The 19,448-nt window shown below is 50.5% G+C and carries 14 protein-coding genes; 12 read left to right on the top strand and 2 right to left on the bottom strand.

The features are described from left to right. The first annotated feature begins 49 nt into the window (after positions 1–49). From ABIA61_RS08520 to ABIA61_RS08505, 4 genes are all read left to right on the top strand, one after another. Positions 50–1,396: a 2-hydroxycarboxylate transporter family protein gene (locus ABIA61_RS08520; protein WP_283652552.1), complete on the top strand. Its 1,347-nt coding sequence runs from the start codon at positions 50–52 to the stop codon at positions 1,394–1,396. Positions 1,397–1,472: 76 nt separating this feature from the next. Then, entirely contained in the window at positions 1,473–2,678 is a 1,206-nt protein-coding gene (locus ABIA61_RS08515; protein WP_404580565.1) for an NAD(P)-dependent malic enzyme, read from the top strand. 171 nt (positions 2,679–2,849) lie between these two features. Continuing rightward, positions 2,850–3,224 (top strand): hypothetical protein, encoded by a 375-nt coding sequence (locus ABIA61_RS08510; RefSeq protein ID WP_044645105.1) that lies wholly within the window; start codon positions 2,850–2,852, stop codon positions 3,222–3,224. A 24-nt stretch (positions 3,225–3,248) separates the two neighbouring features. Further along, on the top strand, positions 3,249–3,434 hold the full coding sequence (locus tag ABIA61_RS08505; protein WP_044645104.1) for a YfhD family protein: 186 nt from the start codon (positions 3,249–3,251) through the stop codon (positions 3,432–3,434). 87 nt (positions 3,435–3,521) lie between these two features. On the opposite strand, the gene ABIA61_RS08500 is transcribed toward ABIA61_RS08505, so the two are convergent. Beyond that, positions 3,522–3,941 (bottom strand): hypothetical protein, encoded by a 420-nt coding sequence (locus tag ABIA61_RS08500; protein WP_283652550.1) that lies wholly within the window; start codon positions 3,939–3,941, stop codon positions 3,522–3,524. Between the two features lie 194 nt (positions 3,942–4,135). Here ABIA61_RS08500 and prmA point away from each other — a divergent pair, with 194 nt between their 5' ends. From prmA to ABIA61_RS08475, 5 genes are all read left to right on the top strand, one after another. Further along, positions 4,136–5,101 carry a 50S ribosomal protein L11 methyltransferase gene (prmA, locus tag ABIA61_RS08495; RefSeq protein ID WP_404580563.1) on the top strand — a complete coding sequence of 322 codons (966 nt, stop codon included), beginning with the start codon at positions 4,136–4,138 and terminating at the stop codon, positions 5,099–5,101. 2 nt (positions 5,102–5,103) lie between these two features. Beyond that, on the top strand, positions 5,104–5,796 hold the full coding sequence (locus ABIA61_RS08490; RefSeq protein ID WP_283652548.1) for a site-2 protease family protein: 693 nt from the start codon (positions 5,104–5,106) through the stop codon (positions 5,794–5,796). Between the two features lie 163 nt (positions 5,797–5,959). After that, positions 5,960–6,724 (top strand): 16S rRNA (uracil(1498)-N(3))-methyltransferase, encoded by a 765-nt coding sequence (locus ABIA61_RS08485; protein WP_404580561.1) that lies wholly within the window; start codon positions 5,960–5,962, stop codon positions 6,722–6,724. 1 nt (position 6,725) lies between these two features. Next, complete coding sequence (gene mtaB, locus ABIA61_RS08480) at positions 6,726–8,069, top strand: tRNA (N(6)-L-threonylcarbamoyladenosine(37)-C(2))-methylthiotransferase MtaB (RefSeq protein WP_283652546.1); 1,344 nt, start codon at positions 6,726–6,728, stop codon at positions 8,067–8,069. A gap of 105 nt (positions 8,070–8,174) precedes the next feature. Then, on the top strand, positions 8,175–8,609 hold the full coding sequence (locus ABIA61_RS08475; RefSeq protein WP_283652545.1) for an NUDIX hydrolase: 435 nt from the start codon (positions 8,175–8,177) through the stop codon (positions 8,607–8,609). Here the strand turns inward: ABIA61_RS08475 and ABIA61_RS08470 are convergent. Continuing rightward, the gene (locus ABIA61_RS08470; protein WP_283652544.1) at positions 8,599–9,621 is read right to left on the bottom strand and encodes a Na/Pi cotransporter family protein; all 1,023 of its coding nucleotides are present in this window, start codon (positions 9,619–9,621) and stop codon (positions 8,599–8,601) included. The two genes, ABIA61_RS08475 and ABIA61_RS08470, sit on opposite strands and share 11 nt — an antisense overlap. Before the next feature lie 536 nt (positions 9,622–10,157). On the opposite strand from ABIA61_RS08470, the gene ABIA61_RS08465 reads away from it, so the two are divergent. The 3 genes from ABIA61_RS08465 to addA all read left to right on the top strand — a co-directional run bounded on the left by ABIA61_RS08465 (position 10,158) and on the right by addA (position 19,422). Then, the gene (locus ABIA61_RS08465) at positions 10,158–11,534 is read left to right on the top strand and encodes a class I SAM-dependent rRNA methyltransferase (RefSeq protein WP_404580559.1); all 1,377 of its coding nucleotides are present in this window, start codon (positions 10,158–10,160) and stop codon (positions 11,532–11,534) included. A gap of 230 nt (positions 11,535–11,764) precedes the next feature. Then, complete coding sequence (addB, locus tag ABIA61_RS08460) at positions 11,765–15,331, top strand: helicase-exonuclease AddAB subunit AddB (RefSeq protein ID WP_404580558.1); 3,567 nt, start codon at positions 11,765–11,767, stop codon at positions 15,329–15,331. Continuing rightward, entirely contained in the window at positions 15,328–19,422 is a 4,095-nt protein-coding gene (addA, locus tag ABIA61_RS08455) for a helicase-exonuclease AddAB subunit AddA (RefSeq protein ID WP_404580557.1), read from the top strand. The genes addB and addA overlap by 4 nt, the downstream gene beginning before the upstream one ends. Positions 19,423–19,448 lie beyond the last annotated feature (26 nt).

The raw sequence follows: 19,448 nt of genomic DNA, 5'->3' as shown, positions 1-19,448 counted from the left end.
TGTAGAATGGAAGCATGGTCATCATTCTTCACTACAAGGAGGGAGCTTTATGGAAAATGCTACAAACCAGCCGGTCATTCAAAAGTGGCAAAAATGGCGTAAAAATCCTGCAGACGGCATCAGGATGCTGGGCAGGATAAAAGTGGGGGTTATTCCGCTTCCGCTTTACGTCGTGATTGCGTTGATTGTATACGCAGCTGCGATTACACAGAGACTTCCGAACGATCTGCTGGGCGGATTTGCTGTCATTATGATTTTAGGCATATTGCTCAGTGATCTGGGGGCGAAACTTCCGCTGCTCAAGCATATTGGCGGTCCGGCCATTCTGTCACTCATGGTTCCATCGTTGATGGTATTTTGGAACATGTTTCCTCCATCTGCGATGGGTGCTGTACACACGCTGATGAAAACCTCGAATTTTCTTTATTTTTATATCGCTTGTCTGGTCACCGGAAGTATTCTGGGCATGGATCGGAAGATGCTGATGAACGGAATTGTCAAAATTTTTGCCCCCATTATAATAGGCTCCATTGCAGCCGTAGCAGTAGGTATGGTGGTGGGTATGGCTTTTGGCTACAGCGCCTATCATACGTTTTTTTACATCATTATTCCGATTATCTCCGGCGGGATTGGAGAAGGGATTCTACCATTGTCCATTTCATATGGATTGGTGCTGGGCAAGGATTCAGCGGTATTCGTATCCCAGTTTATCCCGGCCGCAATCATTGGCAATATTGTTGCCATCATAGGTGCGGGTATTTTGAAAAAAATGGCGGAGAAAAATCCTCATACTTCTGGTAACGGGAAGTTGTTGAAACTTGATAAAAAAGGGGAAAAGTTATCTTCGGTGAGTCTGGAACAACCTGTCTCGTTTCCATTGATGGGTGGGGGGCTGCTGCTAGCCTGTACTTTCTTTATTGTAGGTAAACTGCTGGAGCCGTATCTTCATATTCCTGGCCCGATTCTGATGATTCTGGCTGCGGCCTTAATGAAGTGTATTCAAGCGATGCCGGCCCAGATAGAGCAGGGAGCTTTTCATTTGTACAAATGTATTGCGGCAAGCTTGACATGGCCGTTGATGGTGGGATTGGGTATTTTGTATGTGCCTTTGGATAGTGTGATTGGAATTCTTACGATTCCTTATGCCATAACCTGCGCATCCGTTGTGGTTGCATTGATTGTTGCTGGATACTTCACAGGAAAATGGATTAACATGTACCCGGTGGAAGCTGCGTTGGTGACCAGTTGTCGTGGCGGATTGGGCGGTACGGGGGATGTAGCGATCCTGTCTGCATCGAATCGTATGGAGCTAATGCCTTTTGCGCAAATAGCAACACGCATTGGCGGGGCAGCCACAGTCATTTTAGCAACCTTGTTACTCAATTTATGGAGCTGATGAGTCTATACAAAAGCCTGATATCTATAACAAATGTACAGAAAAAATATACAGACATGAAAGGATGGAGAGAAGCATGAGTAGCTTGACAGAAGAGATCAGACAATTACATGAGGGCGGTAAAATGGAGACCCAACCGAAGCAGCCGATTGCAAGCATGGAGGAGCTATCCAAGATTTATACCCCCGGCGTAGCTGAAATCTGTATGGAAATTGCGAATGACCCAGCCAAAGCCTATCAATTAACGATCAAAAAAAATACAGTGGCGGTCGTATCGGATGGAACAGCGGTGCTAGGATTGGGAGATATCGGACCAGAGGCGGCTATGCCTGTGATGGAAGGTAAGGCGGTTCTGTTCAAACAATTTGCAGGCGTAGATGCATTTCCAATCTGCCTTAATACGAAGGATCCTGACGAAATTGTTCAAATTGTCAAAATGATTGCTCCTGCCTTTGGTGGTATTAATTTGGAGGATATCTCTTCACCGCGCTGCTTTGAGATTGAGAGACGATTAAAAGAGGAGCTGGACATTCCGGTATTTCATGATGATCAGCATGGTACGGCCGTCGTCGTGTTAGCAGGTCTGGTGAATGCATTGAAGGTATGTGGTAAAAAAATAGAGGATGTCAAAGTCGTATTTGCAGGTATCGGTGCGGCGGGTACGGCTTGCTCTCGGATGTTGCTCAAGGCGGGTGTACGCAATCTGATTGGCGTTGATCGGCAGGGAGCCATTCATCGTGGCGTGGAATATAGCAATCCACATTGGACGGAGTATGCGAGCATGACCAATCCGTACAATTTGAGTGGCAGTTTATCTGAGGTGATTGTGGGGGCCGATGTGTTCATCGGTCTGTCAGGCCCGGATTTACTGAGTGTGAAGGATATTCAGAGCATGGCTGTTGATCCCGTTGTCTTCGCTATGGCGAATCCGAAGCCGGAGATTGATCCGGCTTTAGCAGCGCCTTATGTACGCGTTCTGGCTACGGGCCGCTCTGATTATCCTAATCAGATTAACAATGTACTGTGCTTTCCGGGAATTTTCCGGGGCGCACTGGATTGCCATGCCACGACGATTAATGAAGAAATGAAGCTGGCTGCCGGACTTGCCATTGCTGATGCGATCAGCCCTGAAGAGCTAAGTGAAACTTATATCATACCCAATGTGTTTAATCCGCAGGTAGTCTCTAAGGTTCGGGATGCTGTAGTTCGCGCTGCGTGGGAGACAGGAGTAGCCAAGGCAGGTAAAGCTCCTGCCGCTGCTTTGCACCCGCAAAAGTTATAATCTTCACAAGCTACTTTCCAACCGTTTCAGCATACTAAACTCGGTGTTGTTTGTTCCGTTCAGCCTTCGTGGGGAATATAAATCCGTGCCAATGAGCAGGATATAGCAAAGCGCAACTGTCTATGTTTTTGAACAGGAGTTGCGCTCAATACCACACAGGGAGTTTTGGGGATGAGTGAAAAAAATATATTGGCGTATTTCAAAAGCCCCGAGGAAGCACAAGGAGCAGCTAGAAAGCTGGAAGCTCTCCGGGCAGCAGATGTATCTATAGACCGATTTAGCCGCTATCCCCGACAGTCTACGGGCAACGTCGGATTACCTGTATTTGCGGGACAAATTAGCAGCTTGTCCTCACTGACGCAGGGAGTGGAGTTTACGGATGCAACTCCAGCGATACTGGCTGCGGCTGATCCATCTGCCAGCGGAATGAGTGACGGCGGGCAAGGTGGGCCGACAGGCCGCGATATATTGTTAACCGCTGTGGTGGATGAATCCATTCATCATCAGGCGATGTCTATTGTGGAACAAGCGGGTGGTATGCTGTGAAAACGTTGGAAGGAGCTGTGACAGATGCCCACAAACAAACGGTTCGATAAAGTGCTGACCAAAACCGAGAAAATCAAGCGTGCACAATCTGCTAAAAATGAGGATGTTGAGTTCTCGGCAGAGCAGGCAGATGCTCAGGATTTGGAAGCGATCCGGCGCGGTGAAGTAGCTGATCGTCGTCAGGAGCGCATCATAAACGACAGCGAGTAGAATTCAATAAGACGGGTCATCCCTATCATTAAATATGATTTGTGGGATTGCCCGTCTTATTTGTGTTTCATCCTCTTGTCTATTTAATTATCCGCTATAGGCTGTTGCGCTAAAAACAAGGGGACCGGAGACGAAAGCAGTAGTCGCAGGCGTTTGATTTTCAATAATCAGTTGATAGTTTTGCACGCCCAGAGGTGCAACATCTACCGTTTCGACATTAATGATAATGTTGTCGTCAAACAGATTAGTCTGCAGTCCGTAATAAATTTCCTTGCCGGCTCTCCATATACGTACAAGTGTTCTAATGTTGCCCGCACCAACAAAACGCAAGCCTATGGATGCCTTTAATTCTACCCGATTGTTAACAGCTCCAGGAATAGTCGGATCAATAAATACGGAAGCAGTAGCAATCCCTAGTCCGGCTGGAGAAATAGGAACCGGAAGACTAATCCCATTGGTAATAGGTGTGATGACAGCAGCATTATAATCCAAAACGGTTTTGGCCATTATAAGTCACTCCTTCTTTGAATATACTATATTGTATGTACTAGAGTTAAGGAGGCTTGGACTAAAAGAGTGGGCAACATGCACAAGTTCTACAAAACATTTTGCACTTCGATGATACTAGCTTTTTTGAACTCCTATGCATGTATATAGTACAATATAGAGTATGCATGTGAAATGAGGAGGAAATGAAAACCATGTTGTGGCATGAAATTACAATACATACAACCGAAGAAGCCGTCGAAATGATTTCGAATTTTCTGCACGAAGCAGGTGCGGGAGGGGTTTCCATTGAAGAATCCGGTTCGCTGAACAAACCACGCGATACGTCCTATGGACAGTGGTATGATCGGCCCTTGAATGACATTCCTGAAGGACAAGCGACCATCAAGGGTTATTTTGCCGAAGAAGTTGAGATGGACGGCATCCGTTCGCAAATTGAGCCACGCGTCGAAGAATTGAGAACATTCGATATTGACCCTGGCGAGGTTCGGTATGAGCTGAAAACGGTCAATGAGGATGACTGGGCGAATGCCTGGAAGCAATTTTTCAAGCCTTTGCGTGTGTCGGATCGTCTAACGATCAAACCGACTTGGGAAGCCTATGAGCCTGCCAGTGAAGATGAAAAAATCATTGAGCTGGACCCCGGCATGGCCTTTGGCACCGGAACGCATCCCACAACATCACTTTGTCTGAGAGCGTTGGAATCTGTGATCAAGGGTGGAGAAGAAGTCATTGATGTGGGCACAGGCTCCGGCATTTTGGCGATTGGAGCCGTGCAACTGGGAGCGAAGCATGTACTGGCTCTGGACCTTGATCCCGTAGCGGTATCTAGTGCGCGGGAAAATACCCATCTGAATGGGTTGGAGGATCGCATTACCATTAAAGAGAGCGATCTGCTGTCCGTGCTGAATGCGAGCGATCCGACGCTGGGTATCCAACTGCCAGTCAAGCTGGTGGTCGCTAATATTTTGGCCGAAATTATTTTGCTGTTTATTGATGATGTGTACAAGGCTCTGGAGCCAGGTGGTATTTATATCGCTTCAGGGATTTGGAAGAACAAAGAAGGGGTTGTCGAAAACGCATTGAAGGCGGCGGGCTTCGACATTGCCGAAACGTGCCGGGATGAGGATTGGCTGGCGTTTGTGGCGAGAAAGAGGTAACCATGGATTTTTTACAAAATATTTTTCGTGTGAAGTTAGAGGTTCTTCCATTTTACTTGCTGGCTCTGATCATATCTTTTACGGTACATGAGTTTGCACATGCGTATTATGCCAATAAATTCGGTGACCCTACAGCCAAGCTGCTGGGACGCGTGACTTTAAATCCGGCAGTGCATATTGATCTGATGGGTACGTTGCTACTGCTGATCGGGGGTTTTGGCTGGGCCAAACCGGTTCCGGTCAACCGTGACAATTTCAGTCGCCCACGTTCTATGGGGATTGTCGTGTCTGCTGCTGGACCACTGAGCAATTTGCTGCTTGCCTTTGTGGCTACCCTGATTTATGCGGTGCTGCTTCATTTTCAGGTGCTGCCGAATATCGAGAATCAGCGGGTGGCTCAGGCCATCAACTTGTTTATCAATTCACTGATTAGTTTGAATCTGTTTTTGTTTATTTTTAATCTAATTCCGCTGCCACCGCTGGATGGTTACCGGATTGTGGAGGATGTGGCCCCTACACCTCTGCGCCGCAAACTTCAGTATTTTGAGCAGTGGTCTATCTTTATTTTTCTGTTGATCCTTGTTATCCCGCAGGTGAGGGCGGTGACGATTGAGCCGCTGTACGTGCTTTCCCAGACGATTTATGTGCAGTTTTTGCAGTTTGCTTTTTACATCATCGGATTATTCGGAGCCTAACGGCTCCTTTTTTTGCGGGTATGGAAGGTAGTATAACAATTGAAGCAGCAACATACTGGTCATGCGGGCGCAAAAGATGATATGATGGTGCTTGGTGATTTATTCGGATATTGTACAGAAAGCCAATGGATAACAGTTATTTTCAGAATAGGTGTGAGAGACAATGCAGCGTTATTTTATTCCGGCAGAGCAGTTTCTGGAAGACCATGTGATCGTGGCGGGTGAGGATGCGCGACATATTGCCAAGGTCATGCGCGGTCGTAGTGGTGACAAAATTATAGTCAGTGACGGGGTATCAAAGGAAGCGCTGGCTGCGCTGGATACGATAGAACAAGATCGTGTAACGGCGACGATAGTCGAGCCGCTGGAGATGACCTCCGAACCGCATGTGCAGGTCACCATTGCCCAAAGTCTTCCCAAGGGAGACAAGATGGAGACCGTTATGCAAAAATGTACAGAAATCGGGGCAGCGGGGTTTGTCCCGTTTTTGTCCGAGCGTACGGTCGTGCAGTATGATGCCAAAAAGGAAGGCAAACGGCTGGAGCGATGGCGCAAGATTGTAAAGGAAGCGGCTGAGCAAAGCCACCGTAACCGGATTCCGGAAATAAGTGCGCCGATGACGTGGAAAGAGCTGCTGGCTTCTTTTTCGCAGTATGATTTGATATGCTATTGTTATGAAAAAGAGCAGGGGCGGCAGCTACGGGACGTGATTCAGCCTTTGGCAGGACAATGGACGTCGATGGACAAGCTGCGTGTTCTGCTGATAGTGGGTCCGGAAGGTGGATTCAGCGAAGCGGAGAGCCTGGAGGCCGAGCAGGCCGGGGCGCAGTCTACGGGGCTGGGAAGACGCATTTTGCGTGCGGAAACCGCAGGTATGACTGCATTGGCTTGCATTTTATATGAGTCAGGAGAAATGGGAGGGGTTTAATATGCCGTCAGTGGCATTTTACACATTGGGTTGTAAGGTAAACTTTTATGATACAGAAGCGATTTGGCAGCTGTTCAAAAATGAAGGCTATGAGCAGGTAGATTTTGATGAGCAGACAGCTGACGTCTACCTTATTAATACGTGCACCGTTACGAATACCGGCGATAAAAAGAGTCGTCAGATCATTCGCCGTGCGATTCGTCGGAACCCAGATGCTATTGTGGCAGTGACGGGCTGTTACGCCCAGACTTCTCCTGCCGAAATTATGGATATTCCCGGTGTCGATCTCGTTATTGGTACACAGGATCGGGACAAAATTATTCCGTTTGTTCAGGAGATTCAAGAGTCGCGTCAACCTGTGAACGCTGTGCGCAACATTATGAAAACGCGCGTGTTCGAGGAAATGGATGTGCCTGATTTTGCTAACCACACACGTGCGTTTTTGAAAATTCAGGATGGCTGCAACAACTTTTGTACCTTCTGCATCATTCCGTGGTCGCGTGGTTTGTCCCGCAGCCGCGATGCCGCGAGCATTATGACTCAGGCGCGTCAACTGGTACATGCGGGTTATAAAGAAATTGTGCTCACAGGCATTCATACAGGTGGTTATGGTGACGACATGGACAATTATGATCTGTCCGATCTGCTGTGGGATCTGGAGAAGGTAGAAGGGCTGGAGCGTATCCGTATCAGCTCCATTGAAGCCAGCCAGATTGATGAAAAAATGCTTGATGTGCTGAACCGTTCCACCAAGCTGGTACGTCATTTTCACATTCCGCTTCAGGCGGGAGATGACACCGTGCTGAAACGGATGCGCCGCAAATACACAACAGAAGAGTTTTACAATAAAATGCTTATGATTCGCAAGGCGATGCCGGATGTGGCGATTACGACAGACGTTATTGTTGGCTTTCCTGGGGAAACGGACGAAATGTTCCGCAACGGTTATGAGCTGATGAAAAAAATTGGCTTCTCGGAAATGCATGTGTTCCCTTATTCCAAACGCAGCGGTACGCCTGCGGCGCGTATGGAGGATCAGGTGGATGAGGACGTGAAAAATGCACGTGTGCATGAGCTGATTGAACTGTCAGAGCAAATGCAGTTGGCTTATGCAGAAAAGTTTGTCGGTCAGGTGCTGGAGGTCATTCCGGAAGTTGCGCCGAAAGGGACCGAAGATAGCGGCATGCTTCACGGTTACAGTGACAATTACATTCAACTGGTGTTTGAAGGTACTAAGGATCTGGTTGGCAAGGTGTGCCGCGTGAAGTTGACGAAGGCGGGCGTTAATGAAAGTGAAGGCCAATTGGTCCGTGTGCTGGAGAATGGACTGCAAGCAGCCCTATAATAACTAAAAAAAGCCTGAATAGGCCATAGAGATGGCAAACAAGGATTTCGCCTTTCCTTACAGGGAGGACGGAATCCTTGTTGCGCAAGGAAAGGGGATTGCAGGATGGCAGAAAAAAAGGAAATTTCCGCCGGCGGTGTGGTGTACCGCAAACAGGGGGAGCAGCTTGAAATTCAGCTGATAACCGATCGATACGGCAAGGTCTCCTTGGCTAAAGGTAAAATGGAGCAAGGAGAAACGATCGAACAGACGGCTTTACGTGAAATTCGTGAGGAAACAGGGCTGAACGGACGGATTATCCAGCATGTGGATATGATTGCTTATACGTATCAGCATCCTGAATTCGGGGAAGTGGACAAGGAAGTCCATTATTATCTCGTAGAAGCACTGGATGGGGATTTACAGGCACAGATTGAAGAAATTAAAGGTGTTGCATGGCATACGCCTGAGGAAGCATGGCGTCTCCAGCGCCAAGGCGGATATGACAACAATGATGTCATTTTGAGCAAGGCGCTGTCCATGCTTGGAATTAACGTTTGATGATGTTGGGAGACATGCGATTCTCCAAACGTGTCCATACAGGTAAATAGCAGATTGGCAAGACAAGCAGAGAGCTGATCACGTTAAACAGGGTTTGAGCATGGGCGACCCTGGCTCCAGGCTCAGCAGATATCCAGGCGGCTGCCATTTCCAGCCCAGGGATCAGCGGCATAAACAGCAACGCCCCGCCTACGTTCAGCAGCACGTGGGACCAGGCCACAAATTTGCCGGACATGCTGCCGCCGACAGCCGCAATCAGGGCCGTCACGCAGGTGCCAACGTTGGAGCCGATGACGATGGCGATACCCACATCGACTGGCAAAGCTCCCGCAGCAGCAAGGCTGATCGCCATACCAATAACGGCGGCGCTGCTGTGAACCAGTGCGGTCAGGCAGGCCCCGGCTGCGAAGGCCCACCACATGTTGGCCGCGGCGTGGTCAAGAAACCAGCGGAACAGCCCGGCCTGCTCAATCCAAGGGCCGACTGTTTGCATCACTCGGATACCCGCAAGGATCAGCGAAAATCCGGCAAAGGCGAGGCTGATATATTGTACAGCCTGCGGTCGGCTGAGTTGATTGGGGCTGGATGGTGGCTCGGCAGACGCATACTGGCGGCTGGAGACAGCCTCGCCCCACAAGACGGCGGTGCTCCAGCAAAGCAGCGAGCCGCAGAGCAGTGGAACAGCCAGTTTGCCTAGCTGGAGCCCCATCAGCTCGGTGGTCAGGCAGGTACCAATATTGGTACCGAGGATGATGCCGAGCGTGCGGCCGTAGGTCAACAGCCCGGCGTTGACCAGTCCGATGGTCAGCACCGTGACAGCGGTGCTGCTTTGCAGCAGGGCGGTAATGCCTGAGCTGAACAGCATGCCCCGCCAAGGGGAAACGGTGGCCCGGTTTAGCCAGCGGGTGAGGAAGGGACCAGCCAAATGCCGGAGGGCCGCTTCCATCAGCTTCATCCCGCCCAAAAAAATAAGCAGCCCACCGGACAGCGGCAAAATAACATGAATAAACACGGGCGTTCCCCCTTTCTAAACCGTTTTACGTTGGCCAATTAAGGACGCTTCGTAGTCTATTTGATCTTACGATCGCTACGCTTCTCCAGATTCAAATGGACCGCTACGCTGTTACCTGCCTTTAAAGTGGAATGATGTTCCCCTGTGATTCACTCGGAATAAAGAACTTGAACCTAAGCAAAAAATTCTTTTCAAAACTGCTGAGACGCTTATGTAACAGCCTATGATCTGTCAAGGACAGCCATGACAAGCATGACCAAGCTGTTTTTTAGGAAAACGAAAATTTTTATAGAACTTCACAAGCTTTAAAAGTGTGACGTCGATATTAAGGCGGGCAGTAGCGGAGCGGTTCATTTGAATCTGGAGAAGCGGTAGCGTTCGCCTTTGCAGGGGGATTCTTACCATTAAAATTATTTGTAAAATCCAAGAATCCCATTGCAACAGCGATCGTAAGATCAAATGAATCGCGGAGCCGCGCCCCATCGAACCCCACACTTTTAACACTTTGATTAATCCAAGAATGGGAGTGAAGGACTTTGCCTTCAGTAATATTGGAACGCAGCCGCAAAAAAAGGCTGGAACACGCGCACCCCTGGGTGTTTAAAAATGAAATAGCCAAGGTGGAGGGTGAGCCGGAGGCGGGTGATCTGGTCAGTATCGTAAACCATCAGGGCCGTTATTTGGCAACGGGTTACTATAATCCGGCCTCGCAAATTACGGTGCGTGTGATGTCCTACGAGCCGCTGGAAGCGATGGATCAAAGCTTTTTTGCCAAACGGTTCCGCGATTGTCTGGAGCACCGTGAACGTTTTGTGACCGGGGGAGACGCGTATCGGCTGGTATACGGCGAGGCTGATTTTTTACCCGGGCTGATTGTAGACCGTTTTGGCGACGTGTTAGTCATACAATTATTAACGCTCGGTATGGATCGCCGCAGGGAAGAAATCAGGGATGCACTTGTTGAAGTGATTGGCCCTGTTGGTATATATGAGCGCAGCGATGTATCCATCCGCGAGCTGGAAGGACTGGAACAGACCAAAGGGCCTTTATATGGCGACTGCCCACGTCATGTCGTGGTAACGGAAAATGGTTTGCGTATCAAGGTCGATATTGTAGAGGGCCAGAAGACAGGCTATTTCTTTGACCAGCGTGAGAATCGTGCGGCGATTGCGCCGCTGATGACAGGCTGGGGAGGACGCAGCGGAATTACGCTACAGGAAGTAGCAGAACAGGGTGACGCTGGCACAGCGGTCATGAAGCCTGTGAACAGAAGCGGCAAGGTTGTGGAGTTCCCATTCTGGGATGGTGCAACCGTGCTGGAGTGTTTTTCACATACGGGAAGCTTTACGCTCAATGCCTGCAAATACGGTGCTAAAAAAGTAACTTGTCTTGATATTTCCGAGCACGCAATTGAAAGCGCACGGGATAATGTCAAGCTGAACGGTTTTGAGGAACGCGTCGAGTTTGTCGTGGACGATGCTTTCCAATATTTGCGCAATCAGGTTAAAGGCTTAGAGGAACGCACCGCGCGGGCCGGGGGAAAGGGGGATACTTCCAAGCCACTCACAGCAGGGGGCGGACGTACCTTTGATGTGGTGATTCTTGATCCGCCAGCTTTTGCCAAAACCAAGAATGCGGTCAAAGGAGCTACGCGTGGATATAAGGATATTAATCTGCACGGGATGAAGCTGGTCAATGAGGGCGGCTATTTAGTGACTGCGAGCTGCTCATTCCATATGCGGCCGGAGCTGTTTCTGGACACGATTAAAGAAGCTGCGGCAGATGCCGGAAAAATCCTCCGTCTGGTGGATTGGAGAGCGGCTGGCAAGGATCATCCCCAAATTCTAGGTGTAGAGGAAGGCCATTATTTGAAATTCGCTATTTTTGAGGTGCGTAGCCGGACACAACTGTAGAATTCATACACAGTTAACCGCCTTTTGGGGTAGCGGAATAAGTAGATTAGGCTCGTTTTTCAATAAAACAGTCCTGTAGAGAAGGCATGCACCAAGCCAAACCTGCGGGACTGTTTATTTTTTGAGGGAGGATAAAATGCTACAAGATGGCAAACGTACGTTCTTTTCTCCCTTGCCTCATATGCTATACTGTTTAATAGATTGTTGTTCGTTGGAAAGGAGGCCGCATCATGTCGGTCCGTTTGTTAATTGGCCGCTCAGGCAGCGGGAAAAGCACGTTAATCCGTCGTGAAATGACGGCTATGCTACGCGGAGAACCGCTAGGTAAGCCTATGCTGTTGCTTGTGCCGGAGCAATCGTCATTTGCTTCCGAGCATGCGCTGCTTACAGAAGCCGGAAACGGTATTCAGGGGACGGTGCGTGCACAGGTCAAGGGATTTCATCGTCTTGCCTATTTGGTCATGCAGGAAACCGGGGGCTCGGCGCTGGTACCTGTGACGGAGGAAGGCAAGAAGATGCTTATATATAAAATTATTCGTCGTCGCAAGGATGAACTGAGTTTATTTAAGGATTCGGGAGACCAGCTTGGCTTTGTGGATCGGTTAAATACGCTGTTTACAGAGCTGAAGCAGTACGGGAATGATACTTGGTCTGTACCGGAGCAACTGGAGCGAATGAATGCTGCGGGGGAATCCATTCCGATTTTACACGGCAAGCTCAAGGACATCAGTCTGATTTATGAGGATTTTGAAAGAGAGCTGACGCTTAAATATATTGACGGCGAGGATACGCTGCGTATGCTGGCGGAACAGATTGCTGAGTCGTCCATTGTACGTGGAGCGGATATTTGGATGGATGGCTACCGCAGGTTTACGCCGCATGAATACAAGGTGGTGGAGCAGCTCATGCTGCACGCTTCTTCGTTGACGGTCGCACTGACCTGCAATCGCAGCTACGAGAGTGGACAGCTTCCGCATGAGCTGGATTTATTTCATCCTGCGGCGGCTACCTATGTAAAGCTTAAAGGGATGGCGGACGAGCTGATGATGGAGACGCAGACACAACTGCTGCGCCCTGATCCGCTTCCGAGATTTAAGGACCGCCCGGCGTTGGCGTATCTGGAGGCAGAGTTTGAACGACGTGCGGTGTATCGGAACCAGGAACGATCTATGCCGCAGCAGCAGATGCGGGAGCAATGGAAAAACAAGCAGCCAGAAGAAATCAAGCTGTATGCCGCAGCGAACCGGCGCGTGGAGCTGGAGGGGGCCGTGCGCGAAATGCGCCGTCTGGCCCGGGATGAGGGAGCGCGTTATCGGGAAATGGCTCTGTTTGTACGCCATATTGAGGATTATGAGCCGTGGGTGGAGCCGATATTTAAGCAATATGAGGTTCCGGTGTTTCTGGATCAGCGCAGAAGCGTATTGCATCATCCCTTGGTGGAAATGATTCGGGCTTCGCTGGATATCGTCCAGCGGCGTTGGCGGTACGAGGATGTATTTCGTGCGGTCAAAACGGATCTGCTGTTGCCACAGGATGGACGGGTCAGCCGCGAGGATATGGACCGTCTGGAAAATTACGCATTGGCCTGCGGGATACAGGGCAGCCGCTGGACAGACGGACGGCCTTGGCAGGCTGTACCCAGCCTTTCGCTGGAGCTGGAGGAACAGGAGCGGAACCGTCAGCGGGACGAAACGCTGGATCTAATGGAGCTGTGCCGCGATGTGATCGTGACGCCTTTACGTGCGTTTGAGAAACGTCTGGGTAAGGCCCGGACTGCACTTGAGAAGTGTAAAGCGGTGTATTTGTTGCTGGAGGATGCAGAAATTGGGCATAAGCTGGATAACTTGATCCATCAGGCCGAGGAAGCGGGAAATCCCGAGCAGGCGAAGGAGCACCGTCAGGTATGGGATGCGGTGCTTGAGCTGTTGGATCAGATCGTCGAAATGATGGGTGACGAGAAGCTGGACACTTCTTTATTTGCCGATGTTCTGGAAACGGGTCTGATAGAGTACCGTATGGGTCTTGTTCCGCCAGCTCTGGATCAGGTGCTGGTCGGAAACACGGACCGTACACGCGTTGCTGGTATTCAACATGTCTTTGTGCTGGGTATGAACGAAGGTGTGATGCCAGCTGTATTTCATGAGGATGGCGTGCTGAACGAGCAGGAACGCACCGCCTTGAATGAACGGGGCGTAGAGCTGGCGCCGGATATGACAAGACGTCTGCTGGATGAACGTTTTCTTGCGTATACGGCGCTCACGTCAGCCGGAAGCAGTCTGTGGATGAGCTATGCCGTGACCGACGAAGAGGGCAAGTCGTTGCTGCCGTCAGAGTTGGTACGGCATGTCCGTCAACTGTTCCCTGCTCTGGAAGAGCACCCGTTAGCTGCCTATCCTTTGCCTCGGGACCCATGGGCGACTCAATGGGAGTATGCTTCCCATCCGTCCGAGGCATTGCCACAGCTGATCGCGCAATTCCGGCAATGGCGGCATGGTGGAGAGATTTTATCTCCCTGGTGGGAGGTATACAACTGGTATGCGGGCCAGCAGGGGCGTGAAAGGGACAAGCTGCGTCAGTTGCTGACCTCACTTTTTTACGAAAATCATGCCGAAATGCGGAAAGAAACGAGTCGCCGTCTGTATGGCAGCAAGCTGCGTACCAGCGTATCTCGTATGGAACGTTTTGTCGCTTGTCCGTTTTCGCATTTTGCTTCCCATGGTCTTCGCTTGAAGGAGCGCCAAATGTATCGGCTAAAGGCACCGGATATCGGGCAGTTGTTCCATGCGGCGCTCGGAGAGATGGCGATGAATTTACGTAAACGAAACGTAAGTTGGGGGAGTCTCAGTACAGAGGAATGCCGACAAGAGGCGGAATCGACGGTGGAGCGTTTGGCCCCTCGTCTGCAAGGCGAGATTTTAATGAGCTCCAAGCGGTACGGGTACATTTTGCGCAAGCTGAAAGACATTGTGAGTCGGGCTTCGCTGATTTTGGGTGAACATGCGCGTAGAGGCAGCTTTGAGCCACTGGAGCTGGAGCTGGGCTTTGGGCCGGGAGAAAAGCTTCCTCCTCTGACCTTTCGACTGGACAACGGTGTGGTGATGGAAATCGTCGGACGAATTGACCGCGTGGATGTGGCAGAGGGAGAACAAGGCTTGCTTTTACGCGTCATTGACTACAAATCCAGCCAAAAGGATCTCAAGCTGCATGAAGTGTACTATGGCTTGTCCTTGCAAATGCTCACATACCTGGACGTGCTGCTGAATGCGGCGGAGGAATGGCTTGGCGAGACGGCTTATCCGGCGGGTACGCTGTATTTTCACGTCCATAATCCGATGTTGCAGTCGCCGAATGGTCTGAGCGCGGAACAGGCCCGTCAGGAGCTTCTAAAACGCTTCAAGATGAAAGGGCTATTGCTCGCGAATCGGGATGTGGTTGGGCAAATGGATACGGCATTGGACAAGGGGTATTCCTCCATTTTGCCAGTTGCGGTAAAGGCGGACGGCAGCTTTTACAGCAGTGCGTCTGTCGCTTCGCCGGAACAGTGGGATAGCCTGCTGGCTTCGGTACGCGATAATATCCGAACGATTGGGACACGTATGACAGAGGGCGACGTGGCGATTGAACCTTATCGTATCCAGCAAGAGACGGCATGTACCTTCTGTTCTTTCAAACCTGTTTGTCAATTTGATGACAGTCTGGAAGGTAGCGGCTACAACCAATGGGGGAAACCCGGCAAGGATCAGATCTGGGATTTGCTTGGTCATACGCAGGAAGGGAAAGGAGGAATGGACCAATGATAAGTACATCAGACACCAACGGCATACCCAAGCCGGAAGGCAGTATGTGGAGTGATGACCAGTGGCGTGCGATTTCTGAATCTGGCAACAACATGCTGGTAGCGGCAGCGGCGGGGTCTGGTAAAACAGCGGTGCTCGTAGAGCGCATTATTCGTAAAATCGCCGATCCGCGGCTCGGTTTCAGCGTGGATCGGTTGCTGGTAGCGACCTTTACAAAGGCTGCTGCCGCCGAAATGCGCCAACGTATACGTGAAGCTTTGGAACGTGTGCTGGAACAGGAGCCGGATAGTGAGCATCTACGTCGTCAGCTATCGCTGCTGAATCGGGCCTCGATTACGACACTTCACTCTTTTTGTATGGAGGTCATTCGCAGGCATTATCAGGCCATTCCTCTTGATCCCGGTTTTCGGATTATGAATGAGCATGAGACGGAATTGCTGCGGCAGGAGCTACTGGAAGAATTGTTTGAGGAAAAGTATGAGGCTAACGATGAAGGCAGTACATTCCGCAGACTGGTGGACTGGTTTAGCGGTGAGCGTACAGATGATGCGATGTATGTGCTTGTTCAGCGCTTGTACGATTTTTCGCAAAGTCATCCCTGGCCAGAGCACTGGCTGAGCGAGACGGCAGCAGCGTTCCGTGTACAGGATGTGGCGGCTTTGGGAGAAACTCCTTGGGTCCGCAGCATTTTGGCGGATGCGGCACTTTCGCTGCGCGGAGCAGCAAGCCTGCTGGAGCAGGCGTATGAAACGGCTATGCAGCCCGGCGGCCCTGCGCCCTATGCAGTGACGCTGCAAGAGGATACCGCGATGGTGAAGGGACTATTGCAGGAGCTGGAGACACAGCCGTGGGCATCGCTGTATGATCACTTTCAGATAGCGGCCTTCGGCAAGCTCAAGCCGGTCAAAAAGGATCAGACTGAGCCTGCACTACAGGAACGGGTCAAGGCGCTCCGTGAGGCAGCCAAAAAAATGATTATAGATATGAAGGCATCCCTGTTCGGCAGGAGAGCAGAAGCCTATTTGGAGGAACTGCATGCGGCGGCTCCTCTGATGGACGAACTGGTGGAAACCGTTATTTTATTCGGCGAACGATTTCAACAGCACAAGCAGTCTAAAGGGCTGGTGGATTTTGGAGATTTGGAGCACTATTGTCTAAAAATATTACGTCATCCCGACTCCACTCCGCACAGACTGCTGCCTTCAGACGCTGCGCTTGAATACAAGGAGCAATTCGACGAGGTACTGCTGGATGAGTATCAGGATACGAATACGGTACAGGAGGATATCGTCAGGCTGGTATCCCGTGAAGAGCCGGGTAACCGTTTTATGGTAGGGGACGTAAAGCAGAGTATTTATCGGTTTCGGCTGGCGGAGCCGGGTCTGTTTTTGAACAAATACCAGCGATACGGTATGCAGGAACAGGAAGATGGCTTTTTAGTTGATCTGGCGCGTAATTTCCGCAGTCGGGTGGAAGTCGTCGATGCAGTCAATCTGGTGTTCCGACAAATCATGAGCGTGGATGTGGCGGAAATTGAATACGATGAACGGGCATGGTTGGCGCATGGTGCTTCCTATCCTGAACAGACGGAAAAGGATGCCACATCCCCGTATGCACCTGAACTGCTGTTAGTTGATAAAGGCGGGCGCGGTCTTTCGGAGGCTCCGGAACTGTCCGAAACGGGTGATGAACCCGCTTTACAGGAAGGCGAAATGGCTGAGCTTGCGGAGCTGGAAACGGCACAATTGGAAGCTCGCGCAATCGCGCAACGGATTAAGGAGCTGACGGGAGATACAGGCCAACCGCTGTTGATTTATGACAGAGGGTTAAAAGCGATGCGTCCGGCAGTCTTCGGTGATATTGTCATTTTGCTCCGTTCGGCAAGCATATGGGCACCGCTGATTGTAGAGGAACTGCGTCTTGAGGGCATTCCGGCATCCGGGGAGCAGACGACAGGCTTTTTCAAAGCAACGGAAGTTGAGGTGATGCTGTCTCTGCTACACATTATTGATAATCCGCAGCAGGACATCCCGCTGGCATCTGTGCTTCGTTCACCGATTGTAGGCTTGACCGAGGACGAGCTGGCACAAATCCGGCTGGAGAAGCCGGACGGACTATTTTATGGCGCTCTGCTTGCGGCGGCTGAGGCTGACCATACACAGGATAGCGAAAATAGAACGTCCAGCGACATGCTGGAATTGGAGCTTCTCGCAGGAGATTCGAGAGATGCCTCTGATATGGATGACAGAAATAGCGGAAATACGTTGCCTGCCCGACTGCATTCGTTTTTGCGCGATTTGGAAGCGTGGCGGCAGGAAGCAAGACAAGGCAGCTTGAGTGCATTGATTTGGCGTTTGCTGGAGGAAACGGGATATCTGGATTGGGTAGGTGGATTGCCTGGCGGCTCCCAACGTCAAAGCAATTTGCGGGCGTTATATGACCGGGCGAGACAATATGAGACTTCAACCTCTAACCGGGGCTTGTTCCGGTTTTTGACCTTTATTTCCCGTTTGCGAGAGCGAGGCGGTGATTTAGGATCATCCAGTGGCGGTACTGAACCCGATCAGGCTGTGCGCATTATGACGATTCACAAAAGTAAAGGACTAGAATTTCCTGTTGTGTTCATCGCGGGAACGGCTAAAATGTTCAATCAGCAGGATCTGAATGCGCCGTTTCTGATGCATAAGGAGCTGGGGTTTGGTCCCAAATATGTGGAGGAACAAAATCGGGTCAGCTACCCGACGCTGCCTAATTTGGCGATCCGTCGACGCTCCCAGCTGGAGCTGTTGGCTGAAGAAATGCGGGTGCTGTACGTGGCGCTTACGCGTCCACGTGAAAAGCTTATTATGACCGGAACGGTAAAGGATCTTGCTGCACGCGCTGCGGGTTGGGCACGTGCCAAAGAGCATACGGAGACAGTTTTACCCGATTATATGCTGGCGGCAGGCCGCAGTTATCTGGACTGGGTAGGTCCTGCGTTGATCCGACATCCTTCTGCTGCTGTACTGAGGGAAGCGGCAGGGGATCAGGAGGGGGACTATCACAGGCTGGAAACTATGCCGGGCGGGGATTGGCTATTTAGAATCATAGCTTCGGAGACTCTTTCCGGCTCTCGTTTGAATTCGGACCCTGGGGAAGAGACTGTTAATGAAGAGCGTCAGCAGAAGACGGTAGCGTTGAAAAATGCCGAGCCGATCGACAAAAGGTGGCTCTCATCCGATTCCGTATCCAATAGCCCAGCAGATATGACAACAAGGGCTGATGCAGATATTGCCGCTGCGCTTTCCTGGTCCTATCCGTATGAACGGGCAAGCAAGACGGCGGCGAATACATCGGTTACCGAAATGAAAAGATGGCTAACGATGCAGGAAGCTGGATCGGAAGATTGGCTGAATCTGTCTTCTTTTCAAGTAGCAGAGTTACCAGAGGAGATGGAAGATTCTCAGACTGGGGGAAATCGATTGCACTTGCGCAGACCCAAATTTATGGGCAATCGGCAACTGACGCCAACGGAGCGTGGAACGGTATACCATACGCTGTTCCTGCATTTGCCGCTGGGTGGTGTGATGAACGCCGAGGTGATTGAGGAAACGAAGGCCCGTCTGCTGAACCAGCGCTTATTGCTGGATGTTCAGGCGGAGGCATTAGATACGGATAAAATATTGCGCTTCTTCACCAGCGAGCTGGGTCGCAGATTGCTGGAGGCATCCCATGTTCAGCGTGAGCTTCCGTTCACCTATACGATAGGAGTCGCTGATTTTTGGAGCCGCAGCTTGCCGTCGATGCTGTCTGCACAGGAAATAGAGTCAGGAGCCGAGCAACAGGAGGAAAACATGACGTCAGAGCCTGGCCACGATGATAGAGTGCTGATGAACGGGATTATTGACTGTCTTTTTGAAGGGCCAGAAGGGCTGGTTTTGCTTGATTACAAAACAGACCGGGTTTCCGAATATAGGACGGTGCCTCATTTAACGGAGCAATATCGTTTTCAACTGGAGCTGTACGCACATGTGATCGAAGATATTACAGGTACAAGGGTTGCTGAGAAGTGGTTGTATTTTCTGGAGGCTGGAGAAAGTGTGCGGTTGTAGTTATTTAATATTTAATGGACGAAATG

Source organism: Paenibacillus sp. RC21 (assembly GCF_044907935.1).
Taxonomy (GTDB): Bacteria; Bacillota; Bacilli; order Paenibacillales; family Paenibacillaceae; genus Paenibacillus; species Paenibacillus terrae_A.
The sequence above is the reverse complement of the archived record's forward strand: the minus strand, read 5'-3'. Positions and strand labels throughout refer to the sequence as shown.

Coding starts and splice junctions, on each gene's coding strand:
- mtaB (WP_283652546.1), top strand. CDS start 6,726: ATGCCGTCAGTGGCATTTTACACATTGGGTTGTAAGGTAAACTTTTAT.
- ABIA61_RS08490 (WP_283652548.1), top strand. CDS start 5,104: ATGGATTTTTTACAAAATATTTTTCGTGTGAAGTTAGAGGTTCTTCCA.
- ABIA61_RS08485 (WP_404580561.1), top strand. CDS start 5,960: ATGCAGCGTTATTTTATTCCGGCAGAGCAGTTTCTGGAAGACCATGTG.
- ABIA61_RS08520 (WP_283652552.1), top strand. CDS start 50: ATGGAAAATGCTACAAACCAGCCGGTCATTCAAAAGTGGCAAAAATGG.
- ABIA61_RS08510 (WP_044645105.1), top strand. CDS start 2,850: ATGAGTGAAAAAAATATATTGGCGTATTTCAAAAGCCCCGAGGAAGCA.
- ABIA61_RS08505 (WP_044645104.1), top strand. CDS start 3,249: ATGCCCACAAACAAACGGTTCGATAAAGTGCTGACCAAAACCGAGAAA.
- prmA (WP_404580563.1), top strand. CDS start 4,136: ATGTTGTGGCATGAAATTACAATACATACAACCGAAGAAGCCGTCGAA.
- ABIA61_RS08515 (WP_404580565.1), top strand. CDS start 1,473: ATGAGTAGCTTGACAGAAGAGATCAGACAATTACATGAGGGCGGTAAA.
- addA (WP_404580557.1), top strand. CDS start 15,328: ATGATAAGTACATCAGACACCAACGGCATACCCAAGCCGGAAGGCAGT.
- addB (WP_404580558.1), top strand. CDS start 11,765: ATGTCGGTCCGTTTGTTAATTGGCCGCTCAGGCAGCGGGAAAAGCACG.
- ABIA61_RS08500 (WP_283652550.1), bottom strand. CDS start 3,941: ATGGCCAAAACCGTTTTGGATTATAATGCTGCTGTCATCACACCTATT.
- ABIA61_RS08475 (WP_283652545.1), top strand. CDS start 8,175: ATGGCAGAAAAAAAGGAAATTTCCGCCGGCGGTGTGGTGTACCGCAAA.